This window comes from Eisenbergiella massiliensis (assembly GCF_003435485.1).
The window spans coordinates 64,097-81,606 of sequence record NZ_QVLV01000005.1 but is presented as its reverse complement, the minus strand read 5'-3'; the positions used below and the strand labels follow the sequence as shown (position 1 = coordinate 81,606).

Sequence of the window (17,510 nt, the reverse complement as noted above, 5' to 3'; positions counted from 1 at the left end):
AAAACAGCATCCTTGCAGTTACTGTTCACGCCCCGTTTGGAGCCCTGCCACCGCCGCCCTATGGCCGTGCCTCTGTGTCCACCAGCCGGAGCGGCCGGAAAACAGGGCTTTTGGACTTTTACATCAGTAATGAATGTGATATAATGTGCAAAGAGCGGGCCTGCGGAGTGCGGGCGGACACAGGATGAAGCGTGCCGGACCGTGGAAGGAAGGGCAGAAAGAGCAGTTATTATGGAAACAATTTATGCGGTAATCAATGGGGATGATACGGATGGGGAGAAAATACGGCAGGCAGGAGAAATCCTGAAGGCAGGCGGGCTTGTGGCGTTCCCTACCGAAACGGTTTACGGGCTTGGCGGTGACGCCCTCAATCCGGAATCCTCAAGAAAAATATATGCGGCCAAAGGACGGCCTTCGGATAATCCTCTTATTGTGCATATCTGCAGATGGGAGGATATTTACCGGATTGCGGACCCTGTGCCTGAGGCGGCGCAGCGGCTGTGCGAGGCGTTTTGGCCGGGGCCGCTTACCATGATTCTTCCCAAAAAGGATACGGTGCCGGATGAGACGACAGGCGGGCTGGATACGGTGGCGGTGAGGTTCCCGTCACATCCGGTGGCGCAGCGGCTGATCGATGCCGCCGGCGGTTTCGTGGCGGCGCCCAGCGCCAATGCGTCAGGGAAACCCAGTCCTACGATGGCGGAATATGTGGCGGAGGACATGAACGGCAGAATAGAGATGATTCTGGACGGCGGTGCCGTGGGGATCGGACTGGAATCTACGATCGTGGATCTCACCGGCGGAGAGCCTACGGTTTTGCGGCCGGGGTATGTGACGCAGGAAATGCTGGAAAAAGTGCTGGGAGATGTGGCCGTGGATCGTACCATTCTGGACGGGACAACGGCGGAACGGCCGAAGGCGCCCGGAATGAAATACAGGCATTATGCGCCGAAGGGAGATCTCGCCATTGTGGAGGGAGAACCGGAGGCTGTGACGGAATATATCAACAGGCTGTGCGCCGAGGCGGCGGCAGCAGGGAAGAAGACAGGAGTTATCGGTACCGATGAGACCTTTTCTTCCTATGCGGCCGACAGTGTGAAGACGGTAGGAAGCCGCGGGGACGAAGAGGCGATTGCCCGCAGCCTGTACCGGATTCTGAGAGAGTTTGATGATGAAGAGGTAGAGGTAATGTATTCCGAATCCTTTTCCACTTATGGGATGGGACAGGCAATTATGAACCGCCTGCTGAAGGCGGCGGGGTACAGGGTTATTACGGTATAAGCGCGCGGAATGCAACGCGCAGATGAAATTAAAGATCCCGCTGCAAGCAACGGGGTCTTTAACCCTCGTGGCAATCGCCAAATATCCATGCAAGCATGGATACTTGGCTCGTTGCTCGCGGGAATAAAAGCCAGAGAGGCGGAAAGGTGTGCAAGGGCATATGATAGTAGCATTAGGCAGTGACCACGGCGGATATGATTTGAAACAGAAGGTTATCGGTTATCTGAAGGAAAAGGAAATCGAATACAGGGATTTTGGCTGTGAAAGCAGGGAATCCTGCGATTATCCTGAGTACGGAAGAGCGGCGGCTGAGGCTGTGGCGAAGGGAGAATGTGATTTTGGAATTGTGATCTGCACCACAGGGATCGGCATTTCCATCGTTGCGAACAAGGTAAAGGGAATCCGGTGCGCGCTCTGTTCGGATACGGTTTCCGCAAGACTGACCAGGGAACATAACGATGCGAACATGCTGGCCATGGGGGCAGGCATTGTGGGCGCTAATCTGGCGCTGGGAATCGTGGATACATTTCTTAATACGCCTTTTTCCGGTGAACAGAAGCATGTACGCAGGGTAAAGGCAATAGAGTGACGGCCGGGCCGTATGACAGGCGCTGTAAATGAGATAATATATAACAGCCGCGTCTGTGCAGATACTGAGCAGTTATATTTTGCATAAAATACACAGGAGGACAAATATTATGTCAAAAGTAGTGATTATGGACCACCCGCTGATTCAGCACAAGATCGGATACATCAGAAGAGTTGAGACAGGCACCAAGGATTTCAGGCAGACTATCAGTGAGATTGCCATGCTCATCTGTTATGAAGCCACAAGAAGCCTGCCTCTTGCCGATGTGGAAATTACGACGCCTATCTGCGATACCACGGTGAAGGAGCTGAAGGGTAAGAAGATGGCAATCGTGCCTATTCTGCGTGCGGGGCTGGGAATGGTGGACGGTGTCCTGAACCTGATTCCGGCGGCCAAAATCGGGCACATCGGCCTGTACCGCGATCCGGAAACCCTGCAGCCGGTGGAGTATTACTGCAAGCTGCCTGCGGACTGCGCGGAGAGAGAGGTCTTTGTAGTGGATCCCATGCTGGCTACAGGAGGTTCCTCTGTGGCGGCTATCCAGATGCTGAAGGATAAGGGCTGCAAAAAAATCCATTTCATGTGCATCATCGCCGCTCCGGAAGGAATTGCGAAGATGCAGGCGGAGCATCCGGATGTGGATTTGTATGTGGGTGCGCTGGATGAGAAGCTTAATGATCACGGATACATTGTCCCCGGGCTGGGCGATGCGGGAGACAGGATTTTCGGAACAAAATAAGAGAAAAAGAGGGAGTTACATGAAAAGAACTGACTATATTACCTGGGATGAATATTTTATGGGGGTGGCCAAGCTGTCGGGCATGCGGTCAAAGGACCCCAGCACGCAGGTGGGAGCATGTATAGTGAGCCAGGATAATAAAATCCTGTCCATGGGCTATAACGGCTTTCCGATAGGATGTTCCGATGATGAATTCCCCTGGGATAAAAACGGCGGGGAAGAGGATACGAAGTACCCTTATGTGACCCACAGTGAATTGAATGCAATACTCAATTACCGCGGGGGCAGCCTTGCCGGAGCCAAGCTTTATGTTTCTCTTTTTCCATGCAACGAATGTGCCAAGGCAATCATTCAGAGCGGTATCCGGGAAATTATTTACGAATGCGATAAATATGCGGACACCCCGGCTGTGAGGGCTTCCAAGCGGATGCTGGATGCGGCGGGCGTGACTTATCGGAAATACGAGTCCGCTGGCCGCAGTGTAACCATAGATTTGTAGGCAGATACCCCGCCGCAGGCTGAAGGATAAGCATGAAATGCAGCAGGCGCGGCGGACCAAAGTCCGTGGGGAATTGACCCTCGCGGCAGTCGCCAATATGGACAGGGGAACCGGAGGTTCTCTGCAGACGTGTCCTTTTGGCTCGTTGTTCATGGGAATAAAGGAGATATTGGATGAAGGCAGCAGGGAGACGGAGGCTGGCAGCGGGATTTCTGGCAGCAGTGCTGATGCTGACGGTTCCCGCCATCGGCGCGAACGCCACCTCGGACACAAGGGAAAAGCTGGAAAAGGCAAAACAGGAAAAGCAGGCGACGGAAAACCAGAAAAATGCCGCGGAAACGAATATTGATAATATGGAAGAGGTGCAGACCGGGCTGAAGGGTGAGCTGAATAATCTGACGGCCCAGCTGACCGAGGTGAGCAACAACCTGGAAACCATAGAAAACAATATTATGGCTAAAAATGATGAAATCGCCGCGACTCAGGAGGAACTGGAGAAGGCGAAGGAATCGGAGGCATGGCAGTATACCTGTATGAAAAAAAGGATACAGTTTATGTATGAGCAGAGCAGCCAGATGTATCTGGAAGCGCTGTTTACGTCATCCTCCTTTGCGGAGTTCCTGAATAAATCGGAATACTTTGAACAGATAGCGGCTTATGATCAGAAAATGCTGGCTAAGTATAAGGAAACAAGAAAGCAGATAGAAGAGAAAGAGGCTGAGCTTGAATCGGAGAAGGCTGAGCTGGATGAAATGAAGGCTTCTGCAGAAGCGGAGCATGAAAAGTTCTCGGGCCTGATTAACAGGACCCAGGGGAATATATCCGCTTATTCCAGTCAGATCGCCAGCGCGGAAGCTGAGGTGGAGGCCCTGGAGGCCCAGATAGAGGAGCAGAATAAAAATATTTCGGCGCTGCAGAAGCAGCTGGCCGAGGAAATCGCCAAATCCCGTCTGGCTGCAAACTCCAGCTGGCGTGATATCTCGGAGGTATCCTTTACGGAGGATGACCGTTATCTGCTTGCCAACCTGATTTACTGTGAAGCGGGCGGCGAACCTTATGACGGACAGGTGGCTGTGGGGGCCGTGGTAATCAACCGTGTGCTCAGCTCCGTGTATCCCAGCACGCTTTCCGGGGTTATATATCAGAACCGCCAGTTTGAACCGGTATCCACCGGGCGTCTTGCACTGGCGCTGGCGGAGAACCGTGCTACGGCCAGCTGCTACCGCGCAGCCGATGAGGCTATGAGCGGCGTGACAAACGTGGGGAACTGTGTATACTTCAGGACGCCTATACCGGGCCTGGAGGGAATTAATATCGGCGGACACGTATTTTATTAATTTCATTTAGGATACGCCGGAAATAACGGCATGAAAAGAGAAAGAAAAAGCGGACCGGAGAATGGTCCGCCTTTTGTTGAATACAGGGCCGGCCTGCAAATAGCAGCGGCCGCCGGCCTTATGCCTGCGCCGCCGGTTCCGTATGGGCCTGGCGTTCAGGGGAAGTCGAACCTGTCGATGGGAGCCGTGAGCGAGGGCATATCCCCGGCATATATGCGTTCCAGAAGCGAGTTCAGGGAATGCAGCGCCGATTTAAGCTGCGGCACGGTGATCAGGTTTTCTTCCAGGGCCTGGGCCATTTCACCGATGTCCACCACCTTGACAAAACCGTCCGGGTAGACGATTACATCCGCAAGGAGATCGGTGACAACAAGCGTATTCTTTTGTTCGTCAAAGTCGTGGGAAATAATGTCGCAGTAGTAGTAGAGCAGCCTGTGATCAGCCGCATAGAATTTGCTTACTTTGTAGCCCTCCCTGAAATAATAACAGGAAAAGCCATGGTGGAGATCCTTTCTTGGTCTGATTGCCTGCCAGCCGGTTACCAGAATCCCGGCGTCGTTCAGAAGAATCCGGTCGTTTTTGAGAAGAATGCATTCTTCCGGTATCAGACGTCTTCTGTACAGAACGGGGTCTTTCATAAGAGCCTCCCTCTCCTGCCGGCCGGAATACGCAGTGCAAGGCCTGCCGCGCAGGGTGCGCCAAATATTAGGAAAACGAAGGTAAATGTGAAGGAACGCAGCATTTAAAAACGAAGTATGTATTTGTCCAAAATACTACACTTACCGGGACAAAATGTCAATGAAAAAAACCACTGTTTTGGTAGACATATTACGGGAAAATGGGTATAATCATAAATGAGCGTTTTAGGGTAAGCCTGAAAATTAATTGTACCCGTTATGGCCGGGGCAGGCAGTTTTCAAATGTGCGATGTCCCGCAGGATAACAGACGGGGAAAGGGAAGCCGATGAAACTGGATAAAAATGTTTTCAGATATTTAACGCTGATTACGCAGTTCGGCATCTATATGCTTGTTCCGATCTTTTTATGCTCCTTTGCAGGCATGTTTTTAGATAAAAAGCTTGGCACTTCTTTTTTTATGGTCATACTGTTCTTTATCGGAGCCCTTGCCGGTTTCAGGAACATATATGTATTGGCACAGAAATTAACCAGGGACAAGAGTAAAGGTTGCCGTGATGAGAAATCTTCTGGAAAAAGTAAATGAGACAGTTCTGGAACTGTGGACAGGCATCCTGATATGGGGTGCTGCCTGTCAGTTAATTCCCATATGGTTTATAAAGGATAAGGGAGGCTACAGCCTCGGCCTGTGGATCGGAGTGATCCTTGCGTCAGCTGCGGCCTTTCATATGTGGTGGTCCCTTGACCGCGGCCTGGACCGGGAGGGCGCCGCCCAGGGCTTTATCAGAAAGCATGCCTTCATCAGGTATGCCGTGATAGTTGCGGTATTTGCGGTGGTAATGCTGACCGGCGCCGCCAATCCGCTGGCCGCTTTCCTGGGAATTATGGGACTTAAGGCGGCGGCTTACATGCAGCCCTTTATCCATAAGCGGCGGCATCCGGATACGGAGGGGCAGGCTGATGCTTCCCTGCTTTCGTCCCCGCCTGATTTGAGTATGTGCGGCGGCGCACATACGGGATCTGAAAATGAAGAAAAAAAGGAGGTGAACCTAGGATGAATACTGGAATTCTGATGTCCGCGGATTCGGGAGTGGATTTCATGATACATGGAATCTTTTCCTATAATTTCTTCGGACACGAGGTGTGGATTACAACGACACATGTATGCCTGCTGATCGTTATGCTTGTGATTATCGGGTTTGCCATTGCCGCCAACCGTGCGATGAAGCATGCCTCAGAAGTGCCCGGAGGCTTCCAGAATGTTGTGGAGATGATTGTCGAGAAGCTGGACGGCATGATTCACAATGTAATGGGAAAGAATGCCGTGAAGTTTGCGAACTATATCGGAACGATATTTATTTTTATTCTGATAAGCAATATTTCCGGACTGTTCGGCCTGAGGCCGCCCACGGCGGACTACGGTGTGACGCTTCCCCTGGGTCTGCTTACGTTTACGCTGATCCATTACAACAAGCTGAAGCACCAGAAGCTGTCAGGCGTATTAAAAGGACTGTGCGAGCCATGGCCTATCTGGGCGCCGATTAATATTATCGGTGATGTGGCAGTGCCTATCTCATTGTCGCTGCGTTTGTTTGCCAACGTGCTTTCAGGTACCGTTATGATGGCGCTTGTGTACGGACTGCTGAAGTGGTTTGCGGTGATCTGGCCGGCTGCGCTGCATGTGTATTTTGACCTTTTCTCAGGCGCAATACAGACCTATGTGTTCTGTATGCTTACGATGACATATATATCGGATGCCATCGGTGATGACTAAACATGGAAACAACAGCGCCCGGCAAGCCGGCGCAATTGTTCATAAAAAAGAAATTATTTTTACCCGCCGGGAGGCGGAGGAATGGAGGAAATTATGGAGTTCAATGAAAGCTTTATTCTGGGATGTTCAGCAATCGGTGCAGGTCTTGCGGTTATCGCAGGTATCGGACCTGGTGTAGGACAGGGTATTGCCGCAGGACATGCTGCAGCAGCGGTAGGACGCAACCCCGGCGCAAAATCCGATATCACATCCACCATGCTTCTTGGACAGGCAGTTGCCGAGACAACAGGTCTGTACGGCCTTCTTGTTGCCATGCTGCTCATGTTCGTTAAACCGCTGATTTAAGGTGCGGCCCCGACCGGAAAAAAGAATGAAAGGAGGCTTGCATCTTGACGACAAAATTAGCGATGGCAGCGCTTTTGACTGCTGACGGAATGACACCCCGCCTGTTTGACCTGGATTTCCAGCTGCTGGCGGACGCAGTGCTTTCCATTATTGCAGTATTCGTTCTGTTCCTGGCCCTGTCCTATTTCCTGTTTAATCCCGCAAGGGAGTTCTTAAAGAAGAGACAGGACAAAATCCGGAATGAACTGGAAGAAGCAAGAGTCAGCCAGGAAGAAGCTGCCGCTTTGAAAAAGAAGTATGAGGACAAGCTGGCAAATATCAATAAGGAAGCCGATGATATCCTGAGTGCAACCAGAAAGAAAGCCATGGCCAACGAAACCCGTATTATTACGGAGGCCAGGGATGAAGCGGCCAGAATCGTGGCGAGAGCCAAGATTGAGGCGGAGCTTGAGAAGAAGAAGGTTGCGGACGAGGTGAAAAAGGAAATGGTTTCCCTCGCTTCCGTACTTGCGGGCAAGGTAATCGGCACCACAATCGATGCATCCGCACAGGATGGCCTGATTGATGAGACTCTGAAGGAAATAGGTGATAGCACATGGCTAAGCTAGTTTCGGAAACTTACGGAGAAGCGCTGTTTAGCCTGGGGCTGGAAAAGGGAATTGTGGACAGCCTTATGGAGGAGATCGATGCCCTCCGCGGAATACTGGAAGAAAACCCCGGCTTTTCCAGGCTGATGAACCATCCGGACATCGGCAGGGACGAGAAGCTGGAGGTCCTTCAGAAGGTTTTTGAAGGGAAGCTTTCGGATACCATGTACGGTTTTCTGGAGGTGCTGATTCACAAGGGCCGTTACGGCGCTGCAGAAGATATTTTTACTTACTATACGGACAGATATAAGGCCTATCACAGGATAGGGGTGGCTTTTGTCACAAGTGCGGTGGAGCTGACCGGGGCGCAGAAGTCCAAGATTGAGAAGCGCCTGCTTGAGACCACGCAGTTCGATAAAATGGAGCTGCATTTCAGCCTGGATGAGGAGCTGATTGGCGGGCTTGTTATCCGGATTGGCGACAGGGTGGTGGATTCAAGCATCCGTACAAAGCTGGAAGGGCTGCAGAGGCAGCTGATGAAGGTACAGCTTTCGTAACAACAAGAAAATGAGGAAGGTTGAAAGTCCATGAATTTAAGACCAGAAGAGATTAGCTCGGTTATAAAAGAACAGATAGAGCGATACTCCTCCAAGCTGGAAGTGGCGGAAGTTGGTACGGTCATCCAGGTTGCGGACGGTATCGCACGTATCCACGGACTTGAAAACGCAATGCAGGGCGAGCTTTTGGAATTTCCCGGTGAAGTGTACGGAATGGTACTGAACCTGGAAGAGGATAATGTGGGTGCCGTTCTTCTGGGCAGCCAGAGAAATATCCGCGAAGGCGATATCGTAAAGACCACCGGCAGGGTGGTTGAGGTTCCTGTAGGCGATGCGATGACAGGACGTGTAGTCAATGCCCTTGGACAGCCGATCGACGGCAAAGGGCCTATCCAGACGGACAAATACCGCAAGATTGAAAGGGTTGCGTCCGGCGTAATTACAAGAAAATCTGTAGATACTCCCCTGCAGACAGGTATTAAGGCGATTGACTCCATGGTGCCCATCGGAAGAGGGCAGCGTGAGCTGATCATAGGCGACAGGCAGACCGGAAAGACTGCCATAGCAATTGACACCATTATCAATCAGAAGGGGCAGAATGTTAAATGTATCTATGTGGCAATCGGCCAGAAGGCATCTACGGTTGCAACGATAGTAAAGACCCTGGAAGAATTCGGCGCCATGGCTTATACCACGGTGGTTGCATCCACCGCAAGTGAGCTGGCACCGCTGCAGTATATAGCGCCTTATTCCGGCTGTGCAATCGGCGAGGAATGGATGGAGAACGGCGGCGACGTGCTGGTGGTTTATGATGACCTGACCAAGCATGCGGCGGCTTACCGTACCCTGTCTTTGCTTCTTAAGAGACCGCCGGGACGTGAGGCATATCCCGGAGACGTATTCTATCTGCATTCCAGACTGTTGGAGCGTGCGGCGAGAATGAGCGAGGAGTACGGCGGCGGTTCCCTGACTGCGCTTCCGATTATTGAAACGCAGGCAGGCGATGTTTCCGCTTATATCCCTACCAACGTTATTTCCATTACTGACGGCCAGATTTATCTGGAGACGGAAATGTTCAATGCGGGCTTCCGTCCTGCTGTTAATGCGGGCCTGAGCGTTTCCCGTGTAGGCGGTGCAGCGCAGATTAAGGCCATGAAGAAAATTGCCGCTCCCATCCGTGTGGAGCTGGCACAGTACAGGGAGCTGGCGGCTTTCTCACAGTTTGGATCCGATCTGGATGCGGATACCAAGGAGAAGCTCGCACAGGGCGAACGTATTAAGGAAGTTCTGAAGCAGCCTCAGTATAAGCCGATGGCTGTAGAGTACCAGGTTATTATCATTTATGCCGCTACCAACAAATATCTGCTGGATATTCCGGTAACCGATATTACAAGATTTGAGAGCGAGCTGTTTGAATTCCTGAACGTGAAGTATCCGGAGGTTCCGGCGGCAATCCGTGAGGAAAAGGTAATTTCCGAGGAGACGGAAAAAACGCTGATTAAGGCCATTGAGGAATGCAAGGCACAATTCAGGTAGAAAGAACAGGTGAATTTGTATGGCTTCCATGAGAGATATAAAAAGGCGGAAGGGGAGTATCCAAAGTACCCAGCAGATTACGAAAGCCATGAAGCTGGTCTCTACCGTCAAGCTGCAGAAGGCCAAGACAAAAGCCGAGGAATCCAAGCCTTATTTTGACACCATGTACCAGACGGTCCGTTCCATTCTGAGCATGTCGGAGAACATCAGCCATCCGTATCTGGACGGCGGAGCCGGCAGTAAGAAAGGGGTAATCGTCATTACCTCCAACAGGGGGCTGGCCGGCGGCTACAATTCCAATATTACCAAGCTGATTACCAAAGGGGACTTTTCCAAGGAGGACCTGGAAATCTATGCTGTGGGTAAGAAGGGCAGGGATACGCTGGAAAGAAACGGCTACCATATCGCCGCCGATTATTCGGAGGTGATGGAGGAACCCTCCTACCATGATGCCATGCATATCGGAAGGCGTGTTCTTGAGGCTTTTGAAAAGGGTGAGATTGGAGAAATCTACCTGGCCTATACAATTTTCAAAAATACAGTGGTGCACATTCCGGTTTTGGTGAAGCTGCTCCCCGTATGTACGGATGACTTCGCCGGAGAAAAGTACTGCCGCGGGAGCCTTTCGGGCTCTGAGGCGGAAACGCCGGAAGAACAGCAGGGACCCACAGCGCCCATGAATTTTGAAATGGAAGAGGTGGATGCGCTGGATCTGCTGATACCCAAATATATTACCAGTATGATTTACGGAGGCCTTCTGGAGGCTTCCGCCAGTGAGAACGGCGCGAGAATGCAGGCTATGGATTCCGCAACGAGCAATGCGGAGGATATCATTGAGGATCTGACGCTGCTGTACAACAGGGCGCGTCAGGGATCCATTACGCAGGAGCTGACGGAGATTATTGCAGGCGCCCAGGCGATCAGCTAGTGATCGCCTGCAATCAGTTAATGATTGTCTGCGCTCAGCTAGTGACAGCTAATCATTGCCTGTAAGCTGCTTATGGCTGCGGGCGCAGTGACTGGCTGCAGGCAGTTAACTGCCTGCGGGTATTTACGAAACAGGAAAGGAAACAACAATGGCAGAGAATAAAAACGGAAAAATCACGCAGGTAATCGGCGCGGTTCTGGACGTGAAATTTGAACAGAACTGCCTGCCGGATATCAATGAAGCGCTGAAAATTCCTACCAGAAGCGGCGGCACGCTGGTTGCAGAGGTTGCCCAGCATCTGGGTGACGATATTGTGCGCTGTGTTGCCATGGGTTCCACGGACGGACTGGTGAGGGGAATGGACGTTATCGCCACAGGCGCCCCCATCTGTGTCCCGGTAGGGGAGAAAACGCTGGGACGTATGTTCAACGTTCTGGGAGAGCCGATAGATAACCTTCCGGCACCCACCGGAGTGGATTATGAGCCCATTCACAGACCGGCGCCGGATTTTGAGGAGCAGTCAACGGAAACGGAGCTGCTGGAAACAGGCATTAAGGTAGTCGATCTGCTCTGTCCTTATCAGAAGGGCGGCAAGATCGGCCTGTTCGGCGGCGCGGGCGTAGGAAAGACGGTCCTGATCCAGGAGCTGATCCGTAATATCGCCACAGAGCACGGCGGATATTCCGTGTTCACCGGCGTAGGCGAACGTACGAGAGAAGGAAATGACCTTTATTATGAAATGAAAGAATCCGGGGTTATCGATAAGACCACCATGGTATTCGGTCAGATGAACGAGCCTCCGGGAGCGAGAATGAGAGTCGGACTTTCCGGCCTGACCATGGCGGAATATTTCCGTGACAAGGGCGGTAAGGACGTGCTTCTGTTCATTGACAATATTTTCAGGTTTACCCAGGCAGGTTCCGAGGTGTCCGCGCTTCTGGGACGTATGCCCTCTGCGGTAGGCTATCAGCCCACGCTGCAGACGGAAATGGGCGCCCTGCAGGAGCGTATCACATCCACCAAGAACGGTTCCATTACTTCCGTTCAGGCGGTATACGTGCCTGCCGATGACCTTACGGACCCCGCTCCGGCCACAACCTTTGCCCATCTGGATGCGACAACGGTACTTTCCCGTTCCATCGTAGAGCTGGGTATTTATCCGGCGGTTGACCCGCTGGAGTCCACCTCCAGAATTCTGGATCCCAGAATTGTAGGGGAGGAGCATTACCGTGTGGCCAGAGGTGTGCAGGAGCTGCTGCAGCGTTATAACGAGCTGCAGGATATCATTGCTATCCTGGGTATGGATGAGCTTTCCGAGGAGGATAAGCTGGTGGTATCCCGTGCGAGAAAGGTACAGAGATTCCTTTCCCAGCCCTTCTTCGTTGCAGGGCAGTTTACAGGAATGGAAGGAAAGTATGTTCCGATTTCCGAAACCATCCGCAGCTTCCGCGAGATTCTGGAAGGTGAGCATGACGATATTCCGGAGAGCTACTTCCTCAACGCGGGAAGCATTGACGATGTGCTTGCCCGTGTGAAATAGAGGTGCATTTATGGCAGAGGACAGGAATTTTACATTGAAAATCATCACGCCGGAACGGGTTTTTTATGAAGGGCCGGTGTCTATGGTGGAGTTCAATACAACGGAAGGGGCAATTGGCATCTATAAGGGCCATATTCCCATGACCGTTATGATTAAACCGGGCATTCTCACCATTACTACGGATGAGGGCAAAAGAGAAGCGGCGCTGCATGCAGGATTTGTGGAAATACTGCAGACACAGGTGACCGTGCTTGCCGAAGTGGTGGAATGGCCTGAGGAAATTGATGCAAACCGTGCAAAGGCAGCGTTGGAAAGGGCAGAGGAACGCATCAGGCGCCATGAACCGAATACGGATCTGGCAAGGGCGGAAACTGCGTTGGACAGAGCCATGGCACGTATTAACGTTTTAAAATAAAAGGGAGGAGAAAGCAGGTGTAATCTTTAAGGATATGCCTGCTTTTTCTTAAGTATGCCCGTAGGCGTACATTACATAACAGCTTACATGGAACAGGGCTGCTGTTTACGGTACTGCGGCCGTTTGCAGCCATAATGTTCCGGGGCGGGAGGAAAGACGATGCGTGAAGATATTAACAAGGTATTGGAAAATGTGGGAAAGGTGATTATCGGAAAGAAGGATGTGCTGGAAAAACTGCTGGCCGGACTGCTGGCGGACGGGCATGTGCTTCTTGAGGATGTGCCGGGGACAGGGAAGACGAAGCTGGCAAAGGCCCTGTCAGCCTCACTGGGCGTGGATTTCGGCAGAATCCAGTTCACGCCGGATATGCTGCCAGCGGATATCACGGGTATGCATATTTACAGCAGGGAAACGGAACAGTTTGAATGGAAGGAAGGGCCGGTGTTCACCAATATCCTGCTGGCGGATGAAATCAACAGGGCCACGCCCAGGACTCAGGCCGGACTGCTGGAATGTATGGAGGAGCGCCAGGTGACGGTGGACGGAGAGACACGGAAGCTGGCCGAGCCTTTTTTTGTAATCGCCACTCAGAATCCGGTGGAAACTGCGGGAACCTTCCCTCTTCCTGAGGCACAGACGGACCGTTTTATGATGAAGCTTTCCATGGGGCTGCCGGACAGGGAAGAGGAAATCCGGATTCTGGAAACCTACCGGGAAAAGGATCCTCTCCTGGAGCTTAACGCCGTCATGACATGCGAAGAGCTGATTGCGGTAAAGAGACAGGCGGAGAAAACATATGTGCATCCGCTGATAAACGGTTATCTGGCGGATATTGTCCTTGCCACCAGAAAGCAGGAAAAGGTGGTAATGGGAGTAAGCCCCAGAGGAACACTGGCCCTGATGCGGTGCTGCAAGGCGCTGGCCTGTATGGAGGGAAGGGATTATGTGACCCCTGATGATGTGAAAAAGCTGGCTCCTGCGGTATTGGCCCACAGGCTGGTGTTTTCCTTCGGAAGGAGCCGGCAGGAGGAAGCGGTGAAGCTGATGGAAGAAATTCTGAAAAGCGTGCCGGTGCCGGTGGAGGATTTTAGCAGGAGATAGCTTGCAGGCTGCCGTTTTCAGCCTTTTTTTGCAGGATAGCTGGATACGGCGGCGGCTTCAGGGGAGAAATTATGCTGATTATTTGGATTGGACTGGGCGCTGTGCTGCTGTTTGCGGCACAGGCGTGGATATACAGCCACTATTGGGAAAAGGGCTTGTCCGCAGAACTGCTTTTTTCCAGGGAGAGTGCGGTGGAAGGGGAGGAATGCCTTCTGCTGGAGCGGGTGGAAAACCGGAAGCTCCTTCCCCTTCCCATGCTGAAGGTAAAATTCCAGGTTTCCAGGAACCTGCGGTTTTCCGACGAAGGGGACGGCGCGGTCACCGATAAATATTACAGGAACGATATTCTGTCATTGGGGCCCAGACAGCGTGTGACGAGGAAAATACCCTTCCTCTGCGGAGCCAGGGGCTATTACCGTATCCGGGGGCTGGATCTGGTGGCTGCGGATCTGTTCCTGACAAGGGAGATGATTGCCGAGGCGGAGGCGGACACCACGCTGTATGTTTACCCAAGACCTGCGGCGGGGGTGGAACTGGATACGGCGCTGCAGAAGCTGAACGGGGAAATCCTGGCAAAGAGACATATGCTGGAGGATCCCTTTGAATACCGGGGAATCAGGGAATATGCGGCTTTTGATGAAATGAAGACCATCAACTGGAAGGCCACGGCCCGGATGGGAGAGCTGATGGTGAATATGCGTAATTTCACCTCCCTGCGGGCGGTGCGTATTTTCCTGAATCTGGAGGATTCCGGCATCCTGAAAAACGACAGGCTGGTGGAGCTGTGTATTTCCATTGCGGTCCGGTTTGCAGGAGAGCTGCTGGGGCAGGGGATCCGCGTGGCGGTATATGCCAACGGCAGGGATGTGCTGACCGGGGAACCCATGAAAATGCAGCCAAGCGCGGCGCCGGGGCATATGGAAAGCATTAACCGGGCTTTTGCCAGGCTGGATTTGGAGAAGGAAGTGTACCCGTTTAGCGAGGTGTTTGAACGGGAGCTGGAGGAAGAGGGAAAGGATATTGCCACACTGTTCCTTTCGGTGGACCGGAGTGCGGCGTTCCAGGAGCTTATACGGCATTTTGCAGGAAGCGGCGCGGATTTTAGCTGGATGTGCCCGTTGTTTCCAAGGATGGAGGGCCTGGTGGAGGACGCTGAAAAACTGCATTTTATCAGGCTGAATGCGGAGGAAATGCTGAATGGAAAATAAATGGATTGATCGCTGCATGATGTGTCTTGAGGTTTTGATGAATTACCTTGTGATTTTCTGCCTGGAGACGGTAATATTTGGTTCATTTCCCAATTTGGAAAAGGTATTGGAGGCTGAAAACGGGCAGTTTGGCGCTCCCGGTCTGTTCCGGCAGATCCTGCTTATGGCAGTTCCGTTTCTGTTTTTGCTGATCCGGGCGAAGGCGGCCCATTTTATGAGCTTTGTGGCGCTGCATGGCGCTGTTGCCGCGGGGGCGGTGCTTCTGCTGGGACAGGGCACGGCGCAGAGGGTCTGCTTCGGGGTTTTTGTGTCTATTTATCTGATGCTTTCCTTTATGCTCCGGATTTCAAAGCAGAGAATCGGGGAAGGACAGCTGGGGGCGGTGGCTGCGGGAATCGGTGCCGGCGCTTCTTTCCTGCTATGCGCCTATATGGGGATGGAGGCCGGCTGCGGCCGGATTATTAATACAGCGCTGCTGTATACCTTTCTCTTTTTCGTATACTCCTATCTGGAGCATCTGGATCGGTTCGTACAGTTTAACCGCAGCAGCAATGCCCATATCCCGGTGAAGAAAATGCTCGTAAGAGGCGGGACAATGGCGGGGCTTTTCGGTCTGTTCACGGTGATAATCCTGGGTGCGGGCACGAACAACCGGCTGGTGCAGGGAATGATGGATCTGGTAAAAAAGCTTGGCTATTATATTGCCAAGGCCATTGCCATAGCTGTCAGCTTTTTACTGCAGCTTTTTTCCGGCAAGGAGCAGGAGCCTGTGACGGAGATTGTACAGCAGCAGCAAATGGATATGGGTGTTGGCGAGGCGGCAGCCCAGCCAGCCTGGCTGGAACTGTTGATTAAAATCACGGAATATCTGATGGCGGCAGCAGTGGCGGCGCTGCTTTGTTTCCTGGTATATAAGCTGGTCCTTGCCGCAATCCGGCGTTTCTATGAAAAGGGGAATGCGGTGGAGGTGGAGGAAGGCAGGACGACGGAAATCCGGGAATCCCTGGAACGGGACAAAAGAAAACGGGACAGGGAAAAGGCTCTACCTCTCCTGGCCAGAAGCCCGGAGGAGAAGATCAGGAAGATTTTTGTTAAGACCGTTAAGAAGCTGGGGCTTCTGCAGGCACCGGAGACAGGACGCCGCGGCCGGGGTTCATGGAAAAAAGAGGAAGAAAGCATGACGGACGGCAGGATCCACACGCGGACAGCCAGGGAAATCCTGGAGGCCGGCTGCTTTACCGAAACAGAAAACCTGAAGGCGGCGCAGGAGCTGCTCGGGCTGTATGAAAAGGCCAGATACTGCGGCGGCTGCACGAAGGAAGAGGCCGCAAGAGCAGGGCAGGCAGCAGACAGAATTACAGAAAAGAAAAAAATGGCATAAACCCTTTCCTTTCCGGGCGCATAACATAAGATAAAGGCTGATTGGATGTGAAGCGTCTGAGCCGGTGTCTTATCTCATTCATATTCCGTCTTGCGGCGCAGCCTGCCGCGCCGAATATCAATGAGATAAGATACCGGGCTTCAGGGGCGGAGTGTCCGGAAAGGAAAATGGAATGGACGATATCAGAAAATTCCCGGGCCGATTTCCGGAAGAACCCTACCGCGAAGAAAGCGAAGGACGGAGAATGCCCGGTTACAGAGGAAACCAGCGAAATTACAGAGAGTACAATATGGAGGGAGCTCCGGAGGAGTGGAGGAACGGGGGAGCGAATATGAATTACGGCTGCCCTTATGGAAACTGCGGCGTACCGGGGACCCCCCTTCCTTTTTATATGACCTATCCCATGCCCATGTTCTGGGAGGAAGAGGACGATGCAATTCGTGATCTGGAATATTTTCTTCAGCTCTATCCCCAGGATGCCCAGCGTTATCAGAAAAAAATCAGTGATATCCTGGATACCATGGATTACAACGGCAGCATGATTTATGATGAATATCCTGACCGGATGGCGCTTTACCGTCTGGGAGAGGATATTTATGATAAGATAAGAAGGGAAGAGGAGCAGGCTGATGAGGGCCGGGCGGCGGTGGAAAGAGAGCTTGCCGCCGGAGCTTCCGCAAGAAAAAAGGACGGAGAGGAAACCCAGGCACGTGTGCCGGACGGAGAGGAAGCTGCGCCGGAGGAGGCCGCGGCAGTATCTGAAACGGCGGCTGTCATCCCGGGGCCGCAGCAGATGCAGATCACTTCCCGCAGGGAAGAGGAATGGAATCATAGAAGAGATCTGATTCAGGTCCTCCTTTTTTACGAAATATTCCGCAGAAGACACGGAAGAGGAAACCGGATCAGGAGCGCATCCTATGGCGGTTTTTCAGCTTTTGGAGGAAATAACGGATTTTATAAATTCTAGTTGTGCATTTCAGACAAAGGAATTAAAATAGATTCAGACTTTTGACGGCGCCGCGCGCCGGGCCTGCTGTGGTATCAGGGCAGGCCGGCG

Annotated in this window: 20 protein-coding genes; 19 read left to right on the top strand and 1 reads right to left on the bottom strand. The window is 52.4% G+C overall.

Annotated elements, in window-relative coordinates; translation table 11 throughout:
- Positions 1-231: 231 nt before the first annotated feature.
- From DXC51_RS08985 to DXC51_RS08965, 5 genes are all read left to right on the top strand, one after another.
- On the top strand, positions 232-1,281 hold the full coding sequence (locus DXC51_RS08985) for an L-threonylcarbamoyladenylate synthase (protein ID WP_117544314.1): 1,050 nt from the start codon (positions 232-234) through the stop codon (positions 1,279-1,281).
- A 163-nt stretch (positions 1,282-1,444) separates the two neighbouring features.
- Positions 1,445-1,870 (top strand): ribose 5-phosphate isomerase B, encoded by a 426-nt coding sequence (gene rpiB / locus DXC51_RS08980; RefSeq protein ID WP_025487660.1) that lies wholly within the window; start codon positions 1,445-1,447, stop codon positions 1,868-1,870.
- Between the two features lie 109 nt (positions 1,871-1,979).
- The gene (upp, locus tag DXC51_RS08975; RefSeq protein ID WP_021634368.1) at positions 1,980-2,609 is read left to right on the top strand and encodes a uracil phosphoribosyltransferase; all 630 of its coding nucleotides are present in this window, start codon (positions 1,980-1,982) and stop codon (positions 2,607-2,609) included.
- A complete protein-coding gene (locus DXC51_RS08970) occupies positions 2,578-3,108 on the top strand; it encodes a deoxycytidylate deaminase (RefSeq protein ID WP_035320889.1) in 531 nt (176 codons plus the stop codon). Before upp ends, DXC51_RS08970 begins: the two co-directional genes overlap by 32 nt.
- A gap of 173 nt (positions 3,109-3,281) precedes the next feature.
- A complete protein-coding gene (locus DXC51_RS08965) occupies positions 3,282-4,445 on the top strand; it encodes a cell wall hydrolase (protein ID WP_021634370.1) in 1,164 nt (387 codons plus the stop codon).
- 155 nt (positions 4,446-4,600) lie between these two features.
- On the opposite strand, the gene DXC51_RS08960 is transcribed toward DXC51_RS08965, so the two are convergent.
- Positions 4,601-5,083, bottom strand: a complete 483-nt coding sequence (locus tag DXC51_RS08960; RefSeq protein ID WP_117544313.1) for a ribonuclease FAU-1 family protein — start codon at positions 5,081-5,083, stop codon at positions 4,601-4,603.
- Positions 5,084-5,409: 326 nt separating this feature from the next.
- Between DXC51_RS08960 and DXC51_RS08955 the strand changes: the two genes are divergently transcribed.
- The 14 genes from DXC51_RS08955 to DXC51_RS08890 all read left to right on the top strand — a co-directional run bounded on the left by DXC51_RS08955 (position 5,410) and on the right by DXC51_RS08890 (position 17,420).
- A complete protein-coding gene (locus DXC51_RS08955) occupies positions 5,410-5,667 on the top strand; it encodes an AtpZ/AtpI family protein (RefSeq protein WP_021634372.1) in 258 nt (85 codons plus the stop codon).
- The gene (locus DXC51_RS08950) at positions 5,639-6,139 is read left to right on the top strand and encodes an ATP synthase subunit I (protein ID WP_021634373.1); all 501 of its coding nucleotides are present in this window, start codon (positions 5,639-5,641) and stop codon (positions 6,137-6,139) included. Before DXC51_RS08955 ends, DXC51_RS08950 begins: the two co-directional genes overlap by 29 nt.
- Complete coding sequence (gene atpB / locus DXC51_RS08945; RefSeq protein WP_021634374.1) at positions 6,136-6,855, top strand: F0F1 ATP synthase subunit A; 720 nt, start codon at positions 6,136-6,138, stop codon at positions 6,853-6,855. The genes DXC51_RS08950 and atpB overlap by 4 nt, the downstream gene beginning before the upstream one ends.
- 93 nt (positions 6,856-6,948) lie before the next feature.
- Positions 6,949-7,200 (top strand): ATP synthase F0 subunit C, encoded by a 252-nt coding sequence (gene atpE / locus DXC51_RS08940; protein WP_009251917.1) that lies wholly within the window; start codon positions 6,949-6,951, stop codon positions 7,198-7,200.
- 44 nt (positions 7,201-7,244) lie between these two features.
- A complete protein-coding gene (atpF, locus tag DXC51_RS08935; RefSeq protein WP_081745178.1) occupies positions 7,245-7,808 on the top strand; it encodes a F0F1 ATP synthase subunit B in 564 nt (187 codons plus the stop codon).
- Positions 7,796-8,344: an ATP synthase F1 subunit delta gene (gene atpH / locus DXC51_RS08930; protein WP_021634377.1), complete on the top strand. Its 549-nt coding sequence runs from the start codon at positions 7,796-7,798 to the stop codon at positions 8,342-8,344. The genes atpF and atpH overlap by 13 nt, the downstream gene beginning before the upstream one ends.
- 30 nt (positions 8,345-8,374) lie before the next feature.
- The gene (gene atpA / locus DXC51_RS08925; protein WP_021634378.1) at positions 8,375-9,880 is read left to right on the top strand and encodes a F0F1 ATP synthase subunit alpha; all 1,506 of its coding nucleotides are present in this window, start codon (positions 8,375-8,377) and stop codon (positions 9,878-9,880) included.
- 19 nt (positions 9,881-9,899) lie between these two features.
- Positions 9,900-10,808: an ATP synthase F1 subunit gamma gene (gene atpG, locus DXC51_RS08920; protein ID WP_021634379.1), complete on the top strand. Its 909-nt coding sequence runs from the start codon at positions 9,900-9,902 to the stop codon at positions 10,806-10,808.
- Positions 10,809-10,956: 148 nt separating this feature from the next.
- Positions 10,957-12,348 (top strand): F0F1 ATP synthase subunit beta, encoded by a 1,392-nt coding sequence (gene atpD / locus DXC51_RS08915; protein WP_021634381.1) that lies wholly within the window; start codon positions 10,957-10,959, stop codon positions 12,346-12,348.
- Positions 12,349-12,358: 10 nt separating this feature from the next.
- Entirely contained in the window at positions 12,359-12,763 is a 405-nt protein-coding gene (gene atpC / locus DXC51_RS08910; RefSeq protein WP_021634382.1) for an ATP synthase F1 subunit epsilon, read from the top strand.
- Positions 12,764-12,922: 159 nt separating this feature from the next.
- Positions 12,923-13,864, top strand: coding sequence for an AAA family ATPase (locus tag DXC51_RS08905; RefSeq protein ID WP_021634384.1), 942 nt, complete (start codon positions 12,923-12,925; stop codon positions 13,862-13,864).
- Between the two features lie 71 nt (positions 13,865-13,935).
- A complete protein-coding gene (locus tag DXC51_RS08900; protein ID WP_117544312.1) occupies positions 13,936-15,072 on the top strand; it encodes a DUF58 domain-containing protein in 1,137 nt (378 codons plus the stop codon).
- Complete coding sequence (locus tag DXC51_RS08895) at positions 15,062-16,453, top strand: hypothetical protein (protein WP_117544311.1); 1,392 nt, start codon at positions 15,062-15,064, stop codon at positions 16,451-16,453. The genes DXC51_RS08900 and DXC51_RS08895 overlap by 11 nt, the downstream gene beginning before the upstream one ends.
- Positions 16,454-16,625: 172 nt before the next feature.
- The gene (locus tag DXC51_RS08890; protein ID WP_117544310.1) at positions 16,626-17,420 is read left to right on the top strand and encodes a hypothetical protein; all 795 of its coding nucleotides are present in this window, start codon (positions 16,626-16,628) and stop codon (positions 17,418-17,420) included.
- The last annotated feature ends 90 nt before the right edge of the window (positions 17,421-17,510 follow it).